This window comes from Streptomyces peucetius, assembly GCF_025854275.1.
Taxonomy (GTDB): domain Bacteria; phylum Actinomycetota; class Actinomycetes; order Streptomycetales; family Streptomycetaceae; genus Streptomyces; species Streptomyces peucetius_A.
The window spans coordinates 2,701,011-2,718,044 of record NZ_CP107567.1 but is presented as its reverse complement, the minus strand read 5'-3'; the positions used below and the strand labels follow the sequence as shown (position 1 = coordinate 2,718,044).

At 68.6% G+C, this 17,034-nt stretch carries 14 protein-coding genes and 2 pseudogenes; 7 read left to right on the top strand and 9 right to left on the bottom strand.

Going from position 1 to position 17,034, the window contains the following annotated elements:
* Positions 1-11: 11 nt before the first annotated feature.
* From OGH68_RS12400 to OGH68_RS12370, 7 genes and pseudogenes are all read right to left on the bottom strand, one after another.
* Positions 12-4,640, bottom strand: coding sequence for a putative T7SS-secreted protein (locus OGH68_RS12400; protein ID WP_264243441.1), 4,629 nt, complete (start codon positions 4,638-4,640; stop codon positions 12-14).
* A pseudogene (locus OGH68_RS12395) lies at positions 4,640-5,026 on the bottom strand (hypothetical protein); the annotation flags it as partial. The gene OGH68_RS12400 and the pseudogene OGH68_RS12395, both read right to left, overlap by 1 nt.
* Positions 5,027-5,041: 15 nt before the next feature.
* Positions 5,042-6,232 (bottom strand): IS110 family transposase, encoded by a 1,191-nt coding sequence (locus tag OGH68_RS12390; protein WP_264241780.1) that lies wholly within the window; start codon positions 6,230-6,232, stop codon positions 5,042-5,044.
* Positions 6,233-6,464: 232 nt separating this feature from the next.
* Positions 6,465-6,728: pseudogene (locus OGH68_RS12385) on the bottom strand (hypothetical protein); the annotation flags it as partial.
* Entirely contained in the window at positions 6,725-7,213 is a 489-nt protein-coding gene (locus OGH68_RS12380) for an SseB family protein (RefSeq protein WP_413470973.1), read from the bottom strand. The pseudogene OGH68_RS12385 and the gene OGH68_RS12380, both read right to left, overlap by 4 nt.
* 143 nt (positions 7,214-7,356) lie before the next feature.
* Complete coding sequence (locus tag OGH68_RS12375; RefSeq protein WP_264243438.1) at positions 7,357-7,581, bottom strand: DUF397 domain-containing protein; 225 nt, start codon at positions 7,579-7,581, stop codon at positions 7,357-7,359.
* Positions 7,568-8,419, bottom strand: a complete 852-nt coding sequence (locus tag OGH68_RS12370; protein ID WP_264243437.1) for a helix-turn-helix domain-containing protein — start codon at positions 8,417-8,419, stop codon at positions 7,568-7,570. Before OGH68_RS12370 ends, OGH68_RS12375 begins: the two co-directional genes overlap by 14 nt.
* A gap of 130 nt (positions 8,420-8,549) precedes the next feature.
* Here OGH68_RS12370 and OGH68_RS12365 point away from each other — a divergent pair, with 130 nt between their 5' ends.
* The 7 genes from OGH68_RS12365 (at position 8,550) to OGH68_RS12335 (ending at position 15,229) form a co-directional block, all read left to right on the top strand.
* On the top strand, positions 8,550-8,831 hold the full coding sequence (locus OGH68_RS12365; RefSeq protein ID WP_264243436.1) for a hypothetical protein: 282 nt from the start codon (positions 8,550-8,552) through the stop codon (positions 8,829-8,831).
* The gene (locus OGH68_RS12360; RefSeq protein WP_264243435.1) at positions 8,828-9,127 is read left to right on the top strand and encodes a hypothetical protein; all 300 of its coding nucleotides are present in this window, start codon (positions 8,828-8,830) and stop codon (positions 9,125-9,127) included. The genes OGH68_RS12365 and OGH68_RS12360 overlap by 4 nt, the downstream gene beginning before the upstream one ends.
* A 118-nt stretch (positions 9,128-9,245) precedes the next feature.
* The gene (locus OGH68_RS12355; protein ID WP_264243434.1) at positions 9,246-9,872 is read left to right on the top strand and encodes a hypothetical protein; all 627 of its coding nucleotides are present in this window, start codon (positions 9,246-9,248) and stop codon (positions 9,870-9,872) included.
* Positions 9,873-9,981: 109 nt separating this feature from the next.
* Positions 9,982-10,482, top strand: a complete 501-nt coding sequence (locus tag OGH68_RS12350; protein ID WP_264243433.1) for a SigE family RNA polymerase sigma factor — start codon at positions 9,982-9,984, stop codon at positions 10,480-10,482.
* Positions 10,483-10,495: 13 nt separating this feature from the next.
* Positions 10,496-11,188, top strand: a complete 693-nt coding sequence (locus OGH68_RS12345) for a hypothetical protein (protein WP_264243432.1) — start codon at positions 10,496-10,498, stop codon at positions 11,186-11,188.
* Positions 11,189-11,475: 287 nt separating this feature from the next.
* Complete coding sequence (locus OGH68_RS12340; RefSeq protein ID WP_264243431.1) at positions 11,476-13,692, top strand: ATP-dependent RecD-like DNA helicase; 2,217 nt, start codon at positions 11,476-11,478, stop codon at positions 13,690-13,692.
* 247 nt (positions 13,693-13,939) lie between these two features.
* Positions 13,940-15,229 carry a citrate synthase gene (locus tag OGH68_RS12335; protein WP_264243430.1) on the top strand — a complete coding sequence of 430 codons (1,290 nt, stop codon included), beginning with the start codon at positions 13,940-13,942 and terminating at the stop codon, positions 15,227-15,229.
* A gap of 802 nt (positions 15,230-16,031) precedes the next feature.
* Here OGH68_RS12335 and OGH68_RS12330 read toward each other — a convergent pair.
* Positions 16,032-16,352: a heavy-metal-associated domain-containing protein gene (locus OGH68_RS12330; RefSeq protein WP_264243429.1), complete on the bottom strand. Its 321-nt coding sequence runs from the start codon at positions 16,350-16,352 to the stop codon at positions 16,032-16,034.
* 276 nt (positions 16,353-16,628) lie between these two features.
* Positions 16,629-16,826 carry a helix-turn-helix transcriptional regulator gene (locus OGH68_RS12325; protein ID WP_264243428.1) on the bottom strand — a complete coding sequence of 66 codons (198 nt, stop codon included), beginning with the start codon at positions 16,824-16,826 and terminating at the stop codon, positions 16,629-16,631.
* Between the last annotated feature and the right edge of the window lie 208 nt (positions 16,827-17,034).

Below are 17,034 nucleotides of genomic sequence, written 5' to 3'. Positions count from 1 at the left end.
CTTTCTTTTCGTCACCAAAGGGGGCCGTCGTAGCCTCCGCTGCCAACGATCAATTTCTTATCGGGGTTATTCAGTCGAATCGCACGTTCATAGTCCCCGAAGGGAATGGGATCGCTGCTCATTGCCGGGTCGTATACGTACTTTCCGTCCGTATATACATCATGATACCGGTACTCAGTCACCTGTGAGCCCATGTTCTCGGGGATATTGATTTCGCCGCTTTCCCGGAGAGTAAAATTGATGATCTTCCCGTTGCCGCTAGAGCCCTCGAGTATTCGCTCCGCGATTTCCGAACAGTCGATGTTTCCGCCGCGCGGGGCCGACCTCATGGCGTCTACGGCGGCCGGGTCGGGCGGAAAATCAGGGTTGGGCTGCCGGAAGTCGTATTTTCCGCGCTCTTCCGGGCACGGTGAAAGCCCGAGCGGGTCGCTCCACCTATGCGGGTTGTGGACGTATGTTGCCGGATTCGGAGCCGGGGCGAGGCCCAGCGGGTCCGGGCTGAGGTAGCGGGACGATTCCGGGTCGTAGTAGCGGAAGTAGTTGTAGTGGAGACCCGACTCCGGGTCGAAGTACTGGCCCGGAAAGCGGAGCGGGGTGTATGCCGTGGCGTCGCGGGTCCATGTGGTCGTGCCCCAGAGGGTGGTGCGGGTCCGCCAGGCAAGCTCGCCCGACTCGTCGACAAGTTCCGTCGGGGTGCCGATCAGGTCCGTCACGATGGCGAAGAAGCGGTCGTCGGTGGTGTCGGCCCGGCGTTCCGTCTGGGTCAGGGGGCGTAGGCCCGCGTGGTCCCAGGTGAGGGTGATCTCGCCCGCCGTCTGTTCGCAGAGGGTCGTGCCGTCCCAGGTGAAGTGGACGGTTTCCAGCGGGGATTTCTTCGATATTCGGCGACCCAGGGGGTCGTACAGGTACCGCCAGACCGTGCCATCCGGGGTGGTGACGGAGCTCAGGCGGTCCTCGACGTCCCATGTGTAGCGCCAGGTGTCCGGCTTCCGAGAGAGGCGAGTTCGTTGGCGGAGTGTGACGCGGCCCTGGGCATCGTGTTCGTAGCGGACCGCGCCCGCGTGGGTGATGCGGGTGCCCTGGTACGTCCGCGAACCCGTTGCATCGTGGGACGGATGGGTCGACGGCCAGGACGCCTCCGTCTGGTTTCCCGCCTCGTCGTACGCGTACTGCTCGCTCCAGCCGTTTGCATGGACAGCAGAGACGCGGCCCGCCGCATCCAGGTCGAAGCGCCGGGGGCCGGAGAGTTCGTCCGTGAGGGAGACGAGGTTGCCGTCGGGGCGGTAGGCATAGGCACGGTGCTGGAGGTGGTGGCCCCGGCCGCCGGTGACCTCCTGGGTGGTAAGACGGCCCATCACATCGAACATCGAGATCAGGGACGCGAAGTCGCCGACCGTACGAGACGTTTCGCGACCCGTTGCGTCGTATCCGAAGGCGAGTGTGCGGCCTGAAGTGGTGAGTTCCGTTCTTCGGCCCGACACGTCGTACGACCATGAGCTCACTGCCCCGCCCGGAGTGGTCCGCCCCGTTCGGCGACCCGCCTTGTCATGGGTCAGGGAGAGCCTGCGGCCGTTCACTGTCTCCGACTTCAGGCGGCCGAAGCGGTCCCGGAGACGGACAAGGGTCGCGTCCGGGCCGGTCGCCGCCGCCAGTTGGTCGAAGATGTCGTACTCGTAGGTGCTGACCGCCCCCGCGGCGTCCTTGCGGACGATCCGACCGAGGGTGTCGCGGTCGAGCCTGATCGTCTGCCCGAGGCCGTTCGCCCGGGAGACCAGACGGCCCGCCGCGTCGTAGTCGTAGCTCAGCGCCCGGCCGTCGAAGTCCGTCTCCGTGACCAGTCGGCCTGCCGCGTCGTAGGCGTAGTCCCACGTCAGGCCCTGTGGGTTGGTCACCCGCGTCAGCCGCAGGTTGGTGTCGTGGGAAAACTTGTGGCGGACTCCGTCCGGGCCTGTGCGTGCCGTCAGCAGGTCGAAGTCCGTGTATGTGAAGCGGGTGGTGCCGCCCATCGCGTCCGTGTGGCTGAGGCAGTTGCCCTCGCCGTCGTACGTCCAGGACTCCACCGTGCCGTCGGGTGCAGTGCGCCGGGACAGCCGGCCCTCGACCGTCCACTCCAGTCTCGTCTCTGCGCCGAGGGGGTCGGTGATCCGCACCGTACGGCCGAAGGCATCGTGTTCGTAGCGGGTCGTGGCACCCAACGGATCGGTGACCTCGAAGGGAAGACCCCGACGGTCCAGGATGAGACGGGTGGTGGCGCCGAGCGGGTCCGTCACCGCGGTGAGCCGGCTGGCCTCGTCGTACTCGAACTCCGTCGTCGCGCCCGAGGGATCGGTCACAGAGGTGCGGTTGCCGCGCTCGTCGAAGGTCTGGCGTGTGACGTTCCCATCGGTGCCGACGAGGCGTATCGGCATCCCGTTGTCGTCGTACTCGGCCCGCGCCTGCCGTCCGTCCGGACGCTCCAGCACCGTGATGCGGCCGTGCTCTCCATAGGAGAAGCGGCTGATGTGGCCCAGCGGATTCGTCCGCGCCAGCAGTCGGTTGTAGCGGTCGTACTCGAAGCGGGTGATCGCCCCCAACGCGTCAATTTCGGCAACGACTTGGGAACGCTTGTTGATCACGTAGCGCTTGGTGTGGTCGAGGCCGTCGGTGATGGACGTCATCCGCAGGCCGGTTTCTGGGTCGGTGTCGTCCCAGGAGAAGCGGGATTCGACGTGACCGTTGGTGCCGCTCTGGTATACGCAGCGGTCCTGGTCGTCGTAGACGTAGTCGTAGTGGCTGCCGTTGGTGTCGGTCCACGAGGTGATGCGGCCGTGTTCGTCGCAGCCGAAGCGCAGCGGCCGACCAGAGGAGTTGGTCACTTCGGTGAGATGTCCGTCGGAATAGTCGTATCGGAGGATCTCTTGGTCGGAGCCGTCCCTCGCCGCGCCCACGAGGTGAAGGGCCGTGATTCGGCCGTTGCTCGTGGTCAGCTTCAGGTGGTAGCCGCCGTGGTGGACGATCGAGGTCGGGGCGCCGGTCTCATCGTGTTCGAAGGTGATCCAGCGGCCGTTGCGGTCGTCGATCTGGGCGAGGAGCGCGAGTTCCGGGGTGTGGTCGGTGAAGTGCCAGACCTGTCCGGTGTCGGGGTCGGTGATCGTGTAGCCGCCGTCGACGCGGTCCAGCGGCCAGCGCCGTCCGTGGGTGGGCATGACCGGCACCCCGGGGGCCGGGTGCGGGTAGGCGAGCAGGCTGCCTTCGGCGCAGCTGAACACGATTCCCTCGGAGTCGATGTCCAGTCTCTGGTCGACGGTGGACGACCAGGTGGGGCCGAACCAGCGGCCGGAGCGGTGCGAGGAGTCATGCGTGCGCCGGAAAAGCAGGGGCAGGGAGCCGGGAAGGGCGATGTCGGTCTGGGGCAGGAGCATCCGGCCGGTCGCAACGTCGACCGGGTCTCCGTCGCACTTGGTGTCCGTGCACTTCTTGCCACCGCTGTCGGGATCCCGGTCGTGATCTCCTCGGGCGCCTCCGGGCTTGTGGCCGTCGGGGAGGTGCTTGCCCGCGGTCACCAGGCCCTTGGCTGCGCCTGCGCCTTTGGTTCCGAGGAGTTCGGGGATGAGGCGGCCGATGAATTCGGACGGGTCGCCCTTGGCGGCGTCCCAGGCGTTTTTCAAGGCCCGGTCGGGGTTGGCGGCGGTGGAGGCGATGCCGGCGAGCGTCATGTTGACGCCCTTGTAGTACTCGGCCGGGTGGGTCAGGTTGTACGGGTCGATCGGGGCGATGGAGCGGACGAAGTTCACGATGCCCGCTGCGCCCTTGACCACGCCGCCGGCCAGGTGCATGACCTCCACACTCTGAGCCAGTTGGTGATCCAGGAACTCGAGTTTGAGCTTCTCCCGCCCGGTGGGCTCCTGCGGGGCATGCGCCATGGCCGCCGTGACCGCACTCTTCGCGGTTTCCCCCGCCTCGTTACGTGCCTTGCGCGCATCGGCGAGGATCTCCCGGGCTCGGGCGCGCTTGGCCTTGCCCGGGTCGGAGAACTGACCGGGGTGCGGGAGCGGACTGTCCCCGTTGCGGGCGGCGTTGTAGGCGTCGACCTTCTTGTTGTACGCGTCGACCGCCGTCTTGGAGTCGGCCTCGCCCTCCTTGTAGAGGGCGATCGCCTCCTTGGCCTTGCTCTGCGCGCCGGTGACCGCCTTCGAGTAGGTCTCCAGTGCCTTGGCCGCGTCCTCGAACGCGTCCGCCGCGCGCAGCCAGTCCGTGGGCAGAGTGGAAAACTTCTCCCTAAAGGTGTCGGCGGCCTCACCCTTCCAGCGGCCGGAGTCCAGCTTCTTCATCCCCCCGCCGACCAGATCGAACGCCTTCTGGAAATCGCGCAGGTTCTTCACCGTCGCAGCGATCTTCTCCGGCCGGCCGTGGATCAGCTCATCGGCCTCCTCACTCTGGCCGAGCTGCTGCTCACCCACCTCCGCGCCCATTGAGGACGCGGTCTCATCACCCCAGTCCTCGACCGCGTCCGCCCAGTCGTCCGCGCCGACCTTCTCCAGACCCGCGCCAACCTTGTCCGTCGTCCAGTCGACACCTTCGCCGACCAGTTCCTTGCCCTTGTCGATCCCCTTGTCGAAACCGTCGACCAGTTTGTCGGTCAGATCCCCCAGACCACCCATCAGCGACTCTCCCCCCACCGCGGCTGCTCAGCCTGGTCGACCGTGGCCTGATCCGGATCGAGATCCTGCCTGATCTGTTCGTCCATCCGCTCCCGCACGACCGGATCGATGATCCCCGCACGCTCCAGGGCATCGTTCTGCGCGTCCATCACGTCATATGTGGTGTTGGCCCAGGTCTGCTTGACCTCGCCGTGTGCCTGCGCCATCGACTCCAGGCTGTAGTCCGCGTTGTCGATCGGGGACTGGGTGCTGATCGTGTCCCAACTCATCTGCTTGACCTCGTCCTCGGACAGATGCGGGTTGCCGTTCAGCGAGTTCACACCGATCTTGATGGAGTCCTTGACGTACTGCTCCTGCTCGGCGAACGAGCCCGCGGACAACCCCACCTCCTAATGATGTTGTCAAGCCGGGACTGTGACCGGGAGTTCGCGTTGGAAACACCGTCCGTCACGGATCAGGGCCCACAGGACGTTGACCCGTCGGCGGGCCAGGGCGAGGACCGCCTGCGTATGCCGCTTGCCTTCGGAGCGTTTGCGTTCGTAGAAGCGGCGGGACGCGTCGCAGTTGCGGATGCTGATCAGCGCGGAGGTGTAGAAGACGCGCTGCAGGCCGCGGTGGTAACGCCGGGGGCGATGCAGGTTGCCGCTGACGTTGCCGGAGTCCCGGGGCACCGGAGCCACGCCTCCGAAGCTGGCCAGGCGGTCGGAGCTGCCGAAGCGGCTCATGTCGCCCGCGGTGGCGGCAAGGAACTCGGCGCCCAGGAGGGGGCCGATGCCGGGCATGCTGGAGATCACTTCGGCGAGCTCGTGTTCGCGAAACCGGGCCGCAATGAGCTTGTCGATCTCGGCGATCTGCTCGTTGAGGCTCATCACCTCCTTCGCCAGGGTGTGGATCACCTGGGCGGTGATCTTCTCCCCGGGGACGGCGGTGTGCTGGCGCCCGGCAGCTTCGAGGGCGGCCTCGGCGAGGGCTTCGGCGCTGCGGACCTTGCGGTTCCTGAGCCAGGTCTCCAGTCGGCTGCGGCCGGTTCGGCGCAGGGCGGCCGGGGTCTGGTAGCCGGTCAGGAGGATCAGCGGGCCGACGTTGCCGAGATCCAGTACGCGTTCCAACGCCGGGAAAATGCTGGTGAGTTGGCCACGAAGGCGGTTGATCCGGCGGGTGCGGTCCGCGTTGAGGTCGGCGCGGCGGTCCGTGAGGATCCGCAGTTCGACGGCCCGTTCGTCGTCCGGCCGCAGGATCGTCAGGTCCCGTCGCATCCGGGCCTGGTCGGCGATGACGGTCGCGTCCTTGGCGTCAGTCTTGCCCACGCCCCGGTAGCCGGCGGATGCCCGGTTGACCGCCAGGCCGGGTATGTAGACGAGCTGCTGCCCGTGGTTGAGCAACACGTTGATCAGCAGAGTGGCCATGCCGTCGGCGACGTCGACCGCCCACACCACGTCCTCGTCGATCGCCAGCACATCGGCGAGCAGAGCCAGCAGCTCCGGCTCGTCGTTCAGCACCCGCCGCGACAGCAGCCGCTTGCCCTCGGCGTCAAGGACCACGCAGTGATGGTGCGTCTTGCCGATGTCCGTACCCGCCCAGATCTGGGCCACCTGTTCCTCCGGTCGTTCGATATGCGTTGTCCTCCCGGACGACCTCGCCAGCGTGGTCCTACTCAGCGATGCACCCGCAGGGGCTCGCAGCTCCTAATCAGCGGCCGAGTCGTCGTGAGACACCGGGCGGCCAGGTGGCGGGAACCATCGAGGGCAACCCCCTGAAAGCCACACCCGGTGTCTCTGGGCCTCTGGACCTTACGACGGCCCGTCCAACCCACGAACAACGTAGGACCCCCTGAGCGAACGCGTTTCCCTTCAGGGTCAGGGCCCGAACTCCCCACTCCCACCGGTTGCAGAACGTCTCGAACTGGGCCGTCAGCCCGCCGTGACCCAACTCCAGGCCCGACAACGCAAGGTCCGAAAACCCGCGGCCGACCGACGCCTGACCGATCATCCCGAGCTCCTTCAGCTCGGCATGCGCCAGATTGATACCTTTCGCGATCTCCGCCAAAGCCGACGGCGGCGCCACCAGATCAGCGTTCTCCCCACTCACCGCGTCCCCCCGAGATCCACCGCAACCTCATCCGGCACGATCCCCGCCACCGGCGGGAACAACATGCCCTCCTCACTGCCCGCATCCAACGCGACCCCCGCCGGCCCCGGCAGCATCGGCACCATCACATCCAGCAGCCGCGCACCCAGGATCGTGCGGTACTCCCACTCACGCCCCGCGCCCCCCTGGGCCCGGGCGAACCGGGACAGCGCCTCCTCGTCGGAGAACGCGCAGATCCACCGCACCCCGTTGAAATCCGCCGTCCACAAAGTCCCGTGCGCATCGAACGGCACCAGCACCGCCGTACGCCGGAATTCACCCAGCAACCGCGCGAACCGACGCCGCGCAGCAGCCGCCTCGTCCACGACCGACGCGCTCGCGAGCGATGCCGGTTGCTCAGGCAGCTCCGCTGATGCCGCGGAAGCACCCGGGCCGGCAGGGTCGGCAGGTTCGGCGGGCTCGGTCCACTCCGGAAGGTCGGCCAACTCCGAAAGTCTGGAGAGCCGAGAAGGCTCCGGTATTTCGTCCCCGTTGTCACGCACGCACAAATGCTGTCACGAGGAACTTCTCGCGAGCAACGAAGTACCTCGGGCGCGATGGCGTAAAGGCGCCGCCGTGTCCGGGCCGCTCACGCGGCCAGGTCGCCGCTCCGGATCGCCGTCACGAACGCCGACCAGCCGCCCGCCGAGAACACCACGGCGGGGCCGGTCGCGCGCTTGCTGTCCCGTACGGGGACGTCGGCGTGGCCGTGCGCGACTTCGAGGCACTCGCCCTGGCCACCGCCGCTGTAGCTCGACTTGAACCATCCGCCGAGCGTGGACGCGTCGCGGACGGTGGGCTCACTGCTGACCATGTTCGTGTTCCTCTGCTGCCGCCCTCACCAGGGCCAGGGACTCCTGCTGCGACAAGGCGTCGCTCAGCGCAAGAGCGTAGGCGGTCTGACTGGCGCTCACCAGGGCCGGTTCGTCCATCAGGCGGCCGGTGAACAGGCCTTCCACATAGGCGATCGGGGCCGAGTCCTCGAAGTCCATGAGGGTCAGCAGGCTCTCCATCAGCGCGTGCGCGCCTGAGCCGAAGGGGAGGACATGCAGGCGCAGCCGTCCCGCCTCCGCCATGTCCGCGATCTTGTGCAACTGATCTGCCATGGTTCGAGGGCCGCCCACCTGCCGGCGCAGCACCGCCTCGTCGAGCAGCGTCCACATGACGGGTTTCGAGAGTCCCTCCAGGATTCGGGCACGCTCTGTTCGGATGACGACCGCTCGGTCAAGTTCCTCCGGCCGGTGGTTCGGGCGGTAGGAACGGAAGATCGCCCGGGCGTAGTCGTCGGTCTGGAGCAGTCCGGGCACGATCGAGAGAGCGAACTGCTGGATCAGGCAGGCCTGTTGTTCGAGCTCCGCGACCGCCGCGAAATGGTCCGCGTACTTCGTCTCCAGGTCCTCCAGCCAGCGGGCGAAGAACCCGTCCGTCCCCAGCGCCCGGTCGATCCGCCGGGCGTCGTCCGGGCTCGGCAGCCGCCGGCCTGCCTCGTAGTGGCTGATCAGCGTCGGCGAGCACACGACCTGCTCGCCCAGGGCCTCCTGGGTCAGTTCGGCGGCGGTCCGCCTCAGTCTCAGCTCCTCCCCGTACTTCTCGCGCGGAGTGCGCGGGATGCGCGAGGGGCGCGGTGTCCGCTGCCTGCGACCGTGTTCCATAGGACCAACTCCCCAACCTGACGGGCGCGCTGTCAAGCGTCCGGTACTGGCAGCCTAGCCAGTGGCGACCTCACTCTGTGAGCGGTTGGCCACAGAGAGCTGTGGCCCTGTGGACCGGAGAGCAGAGCTCATGACACGACTTCTCGGATGGTTGGTGGCGTCGTTGCCGCCGCGACGCGACGGCGGCGGTGAACACCCGCCGCCCACCCCGTACTCGTGCCGCTACGTCGCGGGCCTCACCGCCCGCCGCGTCGGCGAGCGCCCCCTGTGTGGCGAGGACAGCGCACTGGTCCGCCCGTATCTCGTGGAGCACGAGAGACGGCAGCGGGCGCGGCGGCGCACCGTGTGGTTCGCCGTGCGCGGGGTGGACATCGGGCATCGGTGGAACCGCACGGGGGAGTGGGGCGGATGAACGGGTCGCCGCCGGACCGGGTGAGGCTGCTGCCCTGGACCGGGCCGGAGGGCAAGCCCTGCTACGTCATCGGTGACGGGACCGGCCCGGTTTCGCGCGTCGCGGACGCCGTGGAGAGCGTCCAGCTCGGCATGGCGGGCGACTTGCTCGACCATGCGGCGGAGATGCTGGCGGACCGCCGGGTGACATACGGCGAACTGCACTTTCTGGCTGCCCGGCTGAGTGAGTCGTTGCGGGACGTGAGACGGGTGGCCGAGAGCCGCCGCGAGGGCGGTGGTCCTGACCGGCCGTGGTGAGGTGCTCCTGTGCCGGGGCTTGTGGCAGGTCCGGAAAGAAATTCTCCGCCGACGACATAGAAGCGAGGGCCGCCCGTCGTCTGAGACGTGAAGGCAAGTCCCGATCAGCGGAGGACACATGAAGACCAAGAGGCTCGTCATGGCAGGGGCCGTGGCGATGGCTCTCGCGGGTGGTGCCGGCACGGCGCTCGCCCTCGGCGGCTCGGCCCAGCAGGCGCAGGCCGTGGCCGGGGCCCCCGAGGCCGCGGCCGGAAGCACTGAATCCCTGCGGGCGGCGGGCGCCGATGCCGCGGAAGCGCCCGGGCCGCGCGTCGTGCAGCCCTACGAGCCCGTGGAGATAGGCCAGGGCGCCAGGATGGGGCTGCTGCCGCAGGGCAGGCAGAACTATGTGGTGGTCTGGGGGGACGACTTCGCGGAGTCGGTCGCACAGGCCAAGGGGTACGTGGGCGACAGCATCCGGCCGAACAGCCTCAGCGGCGGGCTGCACACCGACGGGGACGACGCGCTGTTCACCGGCGCCTTCCGGACCGACACGGTGCCCGCGCGCATCACCGTCCGCGTCGGCACCGGCCCCGAGCGGGACGCCGGTGTGCTCATGCTGCCGGGCGATCCCGGGTGGGGCACGTACTACCTCGACGCCGCCGGGGCCGGTGCCCCGAAGGACACCACCGAGGTCACCGCGTACGGCGCCGACGGCGCGGTGCTCGCGACCCTGTCGTTCAAGCCCTTCCTCGCCGGCCGCTGACGACAGAGCCGCCCGTGGTGCGTTCGTGCCACGCTGTCGTGCCGATGACGAGGGAGCGGCACGACAGCGTGGCGTGCGCCGCATGCGGACGGCGGACTCGAGGACTCGATTGAAGAGCAGTACGGAGGCGGACTTCCGGGCTTTCGTGGTCAGCCGCTGGCCTCGCATGCTGCGGACCGCCCATCTCCTGACCGGGCATCACCACGACGCGGAGGACCTGGTGCAGGCCGCGCTCGCCAAGGCCTATGTGAAGTGGGAGCGCATACAGGGCGCCGACGACCCGGACTCCTATGTGTGGCGCATCATGATCAATACAAACGTGGACCGTCTGCGGCGCATGCGGCTCCGTGAGTGGCTCACCCATCGCTTCCCGGAGTCATCCGTGCCGGACCGCGCCGACTCCGTCGCCGAACGCAGCGCCGTTCTTGACGCGCTGGCCCGGCTGCCGGCGAAGCAGCGGGCGGTGGTCGTGCTCCGTTATCTGGAGGACCGCAGCGAGAGCGAGGTGGCCCGGCTGCTGGGCACCGGCGTGGGAACCGTGCGCAGCCATGCGGCGCGGGCACTGAAGAAACTGCGTGAGCAGCCGGACCTGGTACCGGTGGGGCAATGAGGGAGCGGCGGCCGTGAACGAGGACGACATGCGCCTGCGGGAGGCACTGCGCCGCGAGGCGGACACGGTGCCGCACGGTCCCGCGCCGGTCGAGGAAGTGCTGTGCCGTGGACGCACGGCGCGCCGCCGGCGCACGGCCGGGCTCGCCGGAACGGCCACGGCGGCGGCCGCGCTGCTGGCCTTCGCCGCCGTCGGCGGCCCGTCTCCGGCCCGGGAACCGGCGCCCCCGGCCACGGCGCCCCCGGCCACGGTGCTGCCGGCGCCCGACCCGCCGGCGGTCAGCACGGTCCGGCCGTACCGGCCGGTGCCCCTCGGCCACGGGCACAGCATGGCGCTGCTGCCGGACGGCAGGCAGAACTACGTCGTGGGGACGGGCGACATCCGGGCGTCCGTGGAGCAGGCGAGGCAGTACGCGGGCGACAGCATCCGTCCGAACAGTCTCAGCTCGGGCCTGTCCACCGGAGCCGGACACCCTCTCTTCCAGGGCGCGTTCCGCGCGGACTCGGTCCCGGCCAGGATGGAGGTCCGCCTCGACTCGGGCGAGCGGCTCCCGGCCCCCGTCCTGCGTCTGCCCGGTCCCGTGGACTGGGGCGCGTACTACGCCTTCGGCGACGCGAGCCATGGAATCGAGGGGTGGACGGTGACCGCGTACGCGGCGGACGGCTCGGTGCTGCTGGAGCAGCGTTTCGGACGCTTCGGGCGGTGACGCCGGCGCGGCGGGCGGGGAGTCCGAAGCCGGGCCGTGACGCCGGCCGGAACCGAGCGGTGAACATGGCGGAAACTACTCCCCGCGTTCGTGCAACCATCTCTGCGTGACCGGAGTCGTATGTGTCGTCAGGTTCACGGGGGTGCGCATCCGGGGGGACGGCGCCGAGCCTTGACGTGATGGGGGGAGCGTGAGGGGCCCGGTCGTCGATCGGGCCCCCTTGGCTTTCCGCGGCCGGTTGTCCACAGGCCGACCGCCGTGTCCGACCGGGGCGATAACGTCGGGTCATGTCCAATCCGGCCGTCTTCCAACCCGCCGTGCTCGAGGGCGTCCTCGAGCGGATCACGTATGCCAACGAGGACAACGGCTACACGGTCGCGCGAGTCGACACCGGTCGCGGCGGTGACCTGCTCACCGTCGTCGGCTCGCTGCTCGGCGCGCAGGTCGGCGAGTCGCTGCGGATGGAGGGCCGTTGGGGCTCCCACCCGCAGTACGGCAAGCAGTTCACCGTGGAGAACTACACGACGGTCCTGCCGGCCACCGTCCAGGGCATACGCCGGTATCTGGGCTCCGGTCTGATCAAGGGCATCGGGCCGAAGATCGCCGAGCGGATCGTCGACCACTTCGGCACAGAGACCCTCGACGTCATCGAGCAGGAGCCGAAGCGGCTCATCGAGGTGCCCGGACTGGGGCCGAAGCGGACGAAGCTGATCGGCGCCGCGTGGGAGGAGCAGAAGGCCATCAAGGAGGTCATGGTCTTCCTCCAGGGCGTGGGCGTGTCGACGTCCATCGCGGTGCGGATCTACAAGAAGTACGAGGACGCCTCGATCTCGGTCGTGAAGAACCAGCCGTACCGACTCGCGGCCGACGTGTGGGGCATCGGCTTCCTGACCGCCGACCGGATCGCCCAGGCGGTCGGCATACCCCACGACAGTCCGGAGCGGGTCAAGGCCGGCCTGCAGTACGCCCTGTCCCAGTCCACCGACCAGGGGCACTGCTTCCTGCCCGAGGAACAGCTGATCTCGGACGCGGTGAAGCTGCTCGCCGTCGACACCGGCCTGGTCATCGACTGCCTCGCCGAGCTCGCGGCCGACGAGGAGGGCGTCGTACGGGAACGGGTGCCAGGGCGGGACGGGGGCGAGCCCGTGACGGCCGTGTACCTGGTCCCCTTCCACCGTGCGGAGCTGTCCCTCGCGGGGCAGCTGCGGCGGCTGCTGACGGCCGAGGATGACCGGATGGCGGCCTTCCGGGACGTGGCCTGGGACAAGGCGCTGGCCTGGCTCGCCGAGCGCACGGGGGCCGAGCTCGCGCCCGAGCAGGAGGCCGCGGTCAAGCTGGCGCTGACCAGCAAGGTGGCCGTGCTGACGGGCGGACCGGGCTGCGGCAAGTCCTTCACCGTCCGCTCCGTCGTCGAGCTGGCCCGGGCGAAGAAGGCGAAGGTGGTCCTCGCGGCTCCCACCGGCCGCGCCGCCAAGCGGCTCGCCGAGCTGACCGGGGCTGAGGCCTCGACCGTGCACCGGCTGCTGGAGCTGAAGCCGGGCGGCGACGCGGCGTACGACCGGGACCGGCCGCTGGACGCCGACCTGGTCGTCGTCGACGAGGCGTCGATGCTCGACCTGCTGCTGGCGAACAAGCTGGTAAAGGCCGTGGCTCCGGGCGCGCACCTGCTGATGGTGGGGGACGTCGACCAGCTGCCGAGCGTCGGTGCCGGTGAGGTCCTGCGCGACCTGCTCGCCGACGGCGGCCCCGTCCCGAACGTGCGTCTCACGCGGATCTTCCGGCAGGCCCAGCAGTCCGGCGTCGTCACCAACGCCCACCGGATCAACTCCGGACAGCAGCCGCTCACCACGGGGCTCGAGGACTTCTTCCTGTTCGTGGAGGAGGAGACCGAGGACGCCGGCCGGTTGACGGTCGATGTGGCGGCGCGCCGCATTCCCGCGAAATTCGGTCTCGATCCGCGCCGTGACGTGCAGGTGCTGGCGCCGATGCACCGCGGGCCGGCCGGCGCAGGGACGCTCAACGGGCTGCTTCAGCAGGCGATCACACCGGCGCGGCCGGAGCTCCCGGAGAAGCGGTTCGGCGGCCGGGTCTTCCGCGTCGGCGACAAGGTCACCCAGATCCGCAACAACTACGACAAAGGGCGTAACGGTGTCTTCAACGGCACGGTGGGCGTGGTCACCTCGCTGAACACGGACGACCAGCGGCTCACCGTGCTGACCGACGAGGACGAAGAGATCGCGTACGACTTCGACGAGTTGGACGAGCTGGCGCATGCGTACGCGGTGACGATCCACCGCTCGCAGGGCAGCGAGTACCCGGCGGTGGTGATCCCGGTCACCACCGGAGCCTGGATGATGCTCCAGCGGAATCTGCTCTACACGGCCGTCACCCGGGCGAAGCGGCTCGTCGTCCTCGTCGGGTCCCGCAAGGCGATAGGTCAGGCCGTCCGGACCGTTTCCGCAGGCAGGCGCTGCACCGCTCTCGCGCACCGGCTCGCCGTGTGACCCCGTACCGGCCGGCCCCGCCCGGCCGGACGACGGTTCGGGCATCCTCGGAGGTGGGAAACACCACCTCGACCCCCCTCGGCTTCCGGAACCCGGGCGAAGGGGGCAAGATGAGCAGGTTGGCGGCACTGAGTGCCGCCGATAGGCCCAATGGTCGACCCCGAGTGCACTCTCCTGAGCCAAATGGGGGATGGTAGAGACAGTCAGGGCACCTCGAAGAAGAGGCACTACGTCGGTGAGGGATGACGTGAGCGACAACTCTGTAGTACTGCGGTACGCGGACGGTGAATACACCTACCCGGTGGTCGAGAGCACCGTCGGCGACAAGGGCTTCGACATCGGGAAGCTCCGAGCCCAGACCGGTCTGGTCACCCTGGACAGCGGATACGGCAACACGGCCGCCTATAAATCCGCCATCACCTACCTCGACGGCGAGCAGGGCATTCTGCGCTACCGCGGTTACCCGATCGAGCAGCTGGCCGAGCGCTCCACCTTCCTCGAGGTGGCGTCCCTGCTGATCAACGGCGAGCTGCCGACAGTGGACGAGCTGGCGTCCTTCAAGGGTGAGATCACGCAGCACACGCTGCTGCACGAGGACGTCAAGCGCTTCTTCCAGGGGTTCCCGCGCGACGCCCATCCGATGGCCATGCTGTCCTCCGTGGTCAGCGCGCTGTCGACGTTCTATCAGGACAGCCACAACCCGTTCGACGAGAAGCAGCGCCACCTGTCGACGATCCGGCTGCTCGCCAAGCTGCCGACGATCGCGGCGTACGCGTACAAGAAGTCGATCGGCCACCCCTTCGTCTACCCGCGCAACGACCTCGGGTACGTGGAGAACTTCCTGCGCATGACCTTCTCGGTCCCGGCGCAGGAGTACGAGCTCGACCCGGTCGTCGTCTCGGCGCTCGACAAGCTGCTGATCCTGCACGCGGACCACGAGCAGAACTGCTCCACCTCCACCGTCCGCCTGGTCGGCTCCTCGCAGGCGAACATGTTCGCCTCGATCTCCGCCGGCATCAGCGCCCTGTGGGGTCCGCTGCACGGTGGCGCCAACCAGTCGGTGCTGGAGATGCTCGAGGGCATCCAGGCCAACGGCGGCGATGTCGACTCCTTCATCCGCAAGGTGAAGAACAAGGAGGACGGCGTCCGCCTGATGGGCTTCGGCCACCGGGTCTACAAGAGCTTCGACCCGCGCGCGAAGATCATCAAGGCGGCGGCGCACGATGTCCTCTCCGCCCTCGGCAAGTCCGACGAGCTGCTCGACATCGCGCTGAAGCTCGAGGAGCACGCGCTCTCCGACGAATACTTCGTCTCGCGCAACCTCTACCCGAACGTGGACTTCTACACCGGTCTCATCTACCGCGCGATGGGCTTCCCGACCGAGATGTTCACCGTGCTGTTCGCCCTGGGCCGGCTGCCCGGCTGGATCGCCCAGTGGCACGAGATGATCAAGGAGCCGGGTTCCCGCATCGGCCGCCCGCGCCAGATCTACACCGGCGAGGTCCTGCGCGACTTCGTCACGGTGGAGGCCCGCTGAGCCTCGCACCGTCCGGGCGGGCCGTCTCCGGCCTCGTCCTGTTCGTTCCGGGGCCGGTGCGGCCCCGGAAACCCCGAACAGCGGAAAGCGCCCCGCTGCCGATCCCCCCACGGGTCGGCGGGCGGGGCGCTTCCCATATCCCCGACAACGGATTCCCCCCACGGGATCCGGCCGGGCGTCTGTGGACCGCGCAGAAGCTCCTCACGCGGTATGCCGGGGTACGTACGGGAGGGCCGCTCAAAGCTCCCCGGTGCACGTGCCCCGGCCAACGCTTGCCTGGGACGTCCCCCAAGACATCCCATGAACGTCCCCCAAGACGTTCTCGGCATCGCCCATTCAGACTCGCGGCGAGCCTGAATGGTTACCCCCAAATATCTGTGATCTAGGTCTCGTTGTGAAGGTCTTGTGACCTGTTTGTAGTCGCGAGAAGGAGTGCGGGCCTGGGGTGCCGACCATCGCAAACACGGACGAAAGGGCTGCGGTGAATCCGGCGGTCATGGGCCTGAGCAGGCCGGATGCCGTCAGAGTGGGTGCGGCGGCGTGGCGGCCAAAGGCTGGGTAAAGATTGCCTTCGACGGTGGCCGAAGTCCGCCTTGCGAGACGGATGGCCACGGCCACGACGCATGGGCCGGCCGTACGGGCTGAAGGCCCCCGCCTCGATCGCCACACCCATACCGGTGTCATCACCGGCACCCTCGTCGGGGCCGCACGTGCAGCCGGGCCGGGCCGTACCCCACCGGTGTCCTTACGGTCGGGTGCGGCCCGGCCCGGGCACGGTCCGGGGCGCCTGCCCCGGGTGTCCTCAGGCCCTGCCCGCGAGTTCGTAGCCGGCCTCGTCGACGGCCGCGCGCACCGCGTCGTCGTCCAGCGGTGCCTCGGAGACCACGGTCACCAGACCGGTGGCGGCGACGGCGGTCACGGAGGTGACGCCGGCGATCTCGGAGATCTCGCTGCCGACGGCGCCCTCGCAGTGGCCACAGGTCATTCCGGTGACCTGGTAGACGGTGGTCACGCCGCCCTGAGGGGCAGCGGACGTGTCGTGGCAGGAGCCGGTGGGCGAGCAGCAGGAGCCCGCGGCCTTGGTGTCCTCGATCTCGATGGTGGTGTTCGTCTCGGCGGTCATGGCGTTCTCCTCTTCGAGGGCTTGGACGCGTGCATGGTGCGGACACGGTGCGCCAGGGGCTGCGGACGACGCATCCTCCTGCCGTGCGGAAACCACTATACCCCTAGGGGGTATGAATTCCAGTGTCCGCCCCGTCGAGAGGCCGCGCGGCGTCGTTGCGGCGGCCGCCGAGCGGGACGGGGGTCGAGGTCTGGCGGGACGGCGTCCCCGCGACGAGCGGGCGGCCCCGGCACCGTGGTCGGTGCGGAGCCGCCCGCTCTCAGGGCGTGCTGTGCCTCACTCTCTACGACCCCTGTTACCGGGCCGGTTGGCCACCCAGACGCGGATGGTCTCCGGGTACCAGTACGGCTTGCCGGACTCCACGTGGTCGGGGGACGGCAGTAGGCCGTGCTTGCGGTAGGAGCGGACGGTGTCCGGCTGCACCTTGATGTGCGCGGCGATGTCCTTGTAGGACCAGAGTCTTCCGTCCGTCATGTGTGGCACCTCCCTGCGTGCGCGACAGGGGCGGTCGGTATGCCGTCGGGGGGAACTGCCGCGCGGACGCTGGTGTTCACTGAGTCTTTGCCCGTTGAACGACTCGGAGTGCCCGTAGGGAGGTGCCTGTTGAACGCCTGTGACGGAACGCCCGCGTAATGAAGACATGTGTGATGCACCGGCGACAACCGTGACAGATGTGATGCAG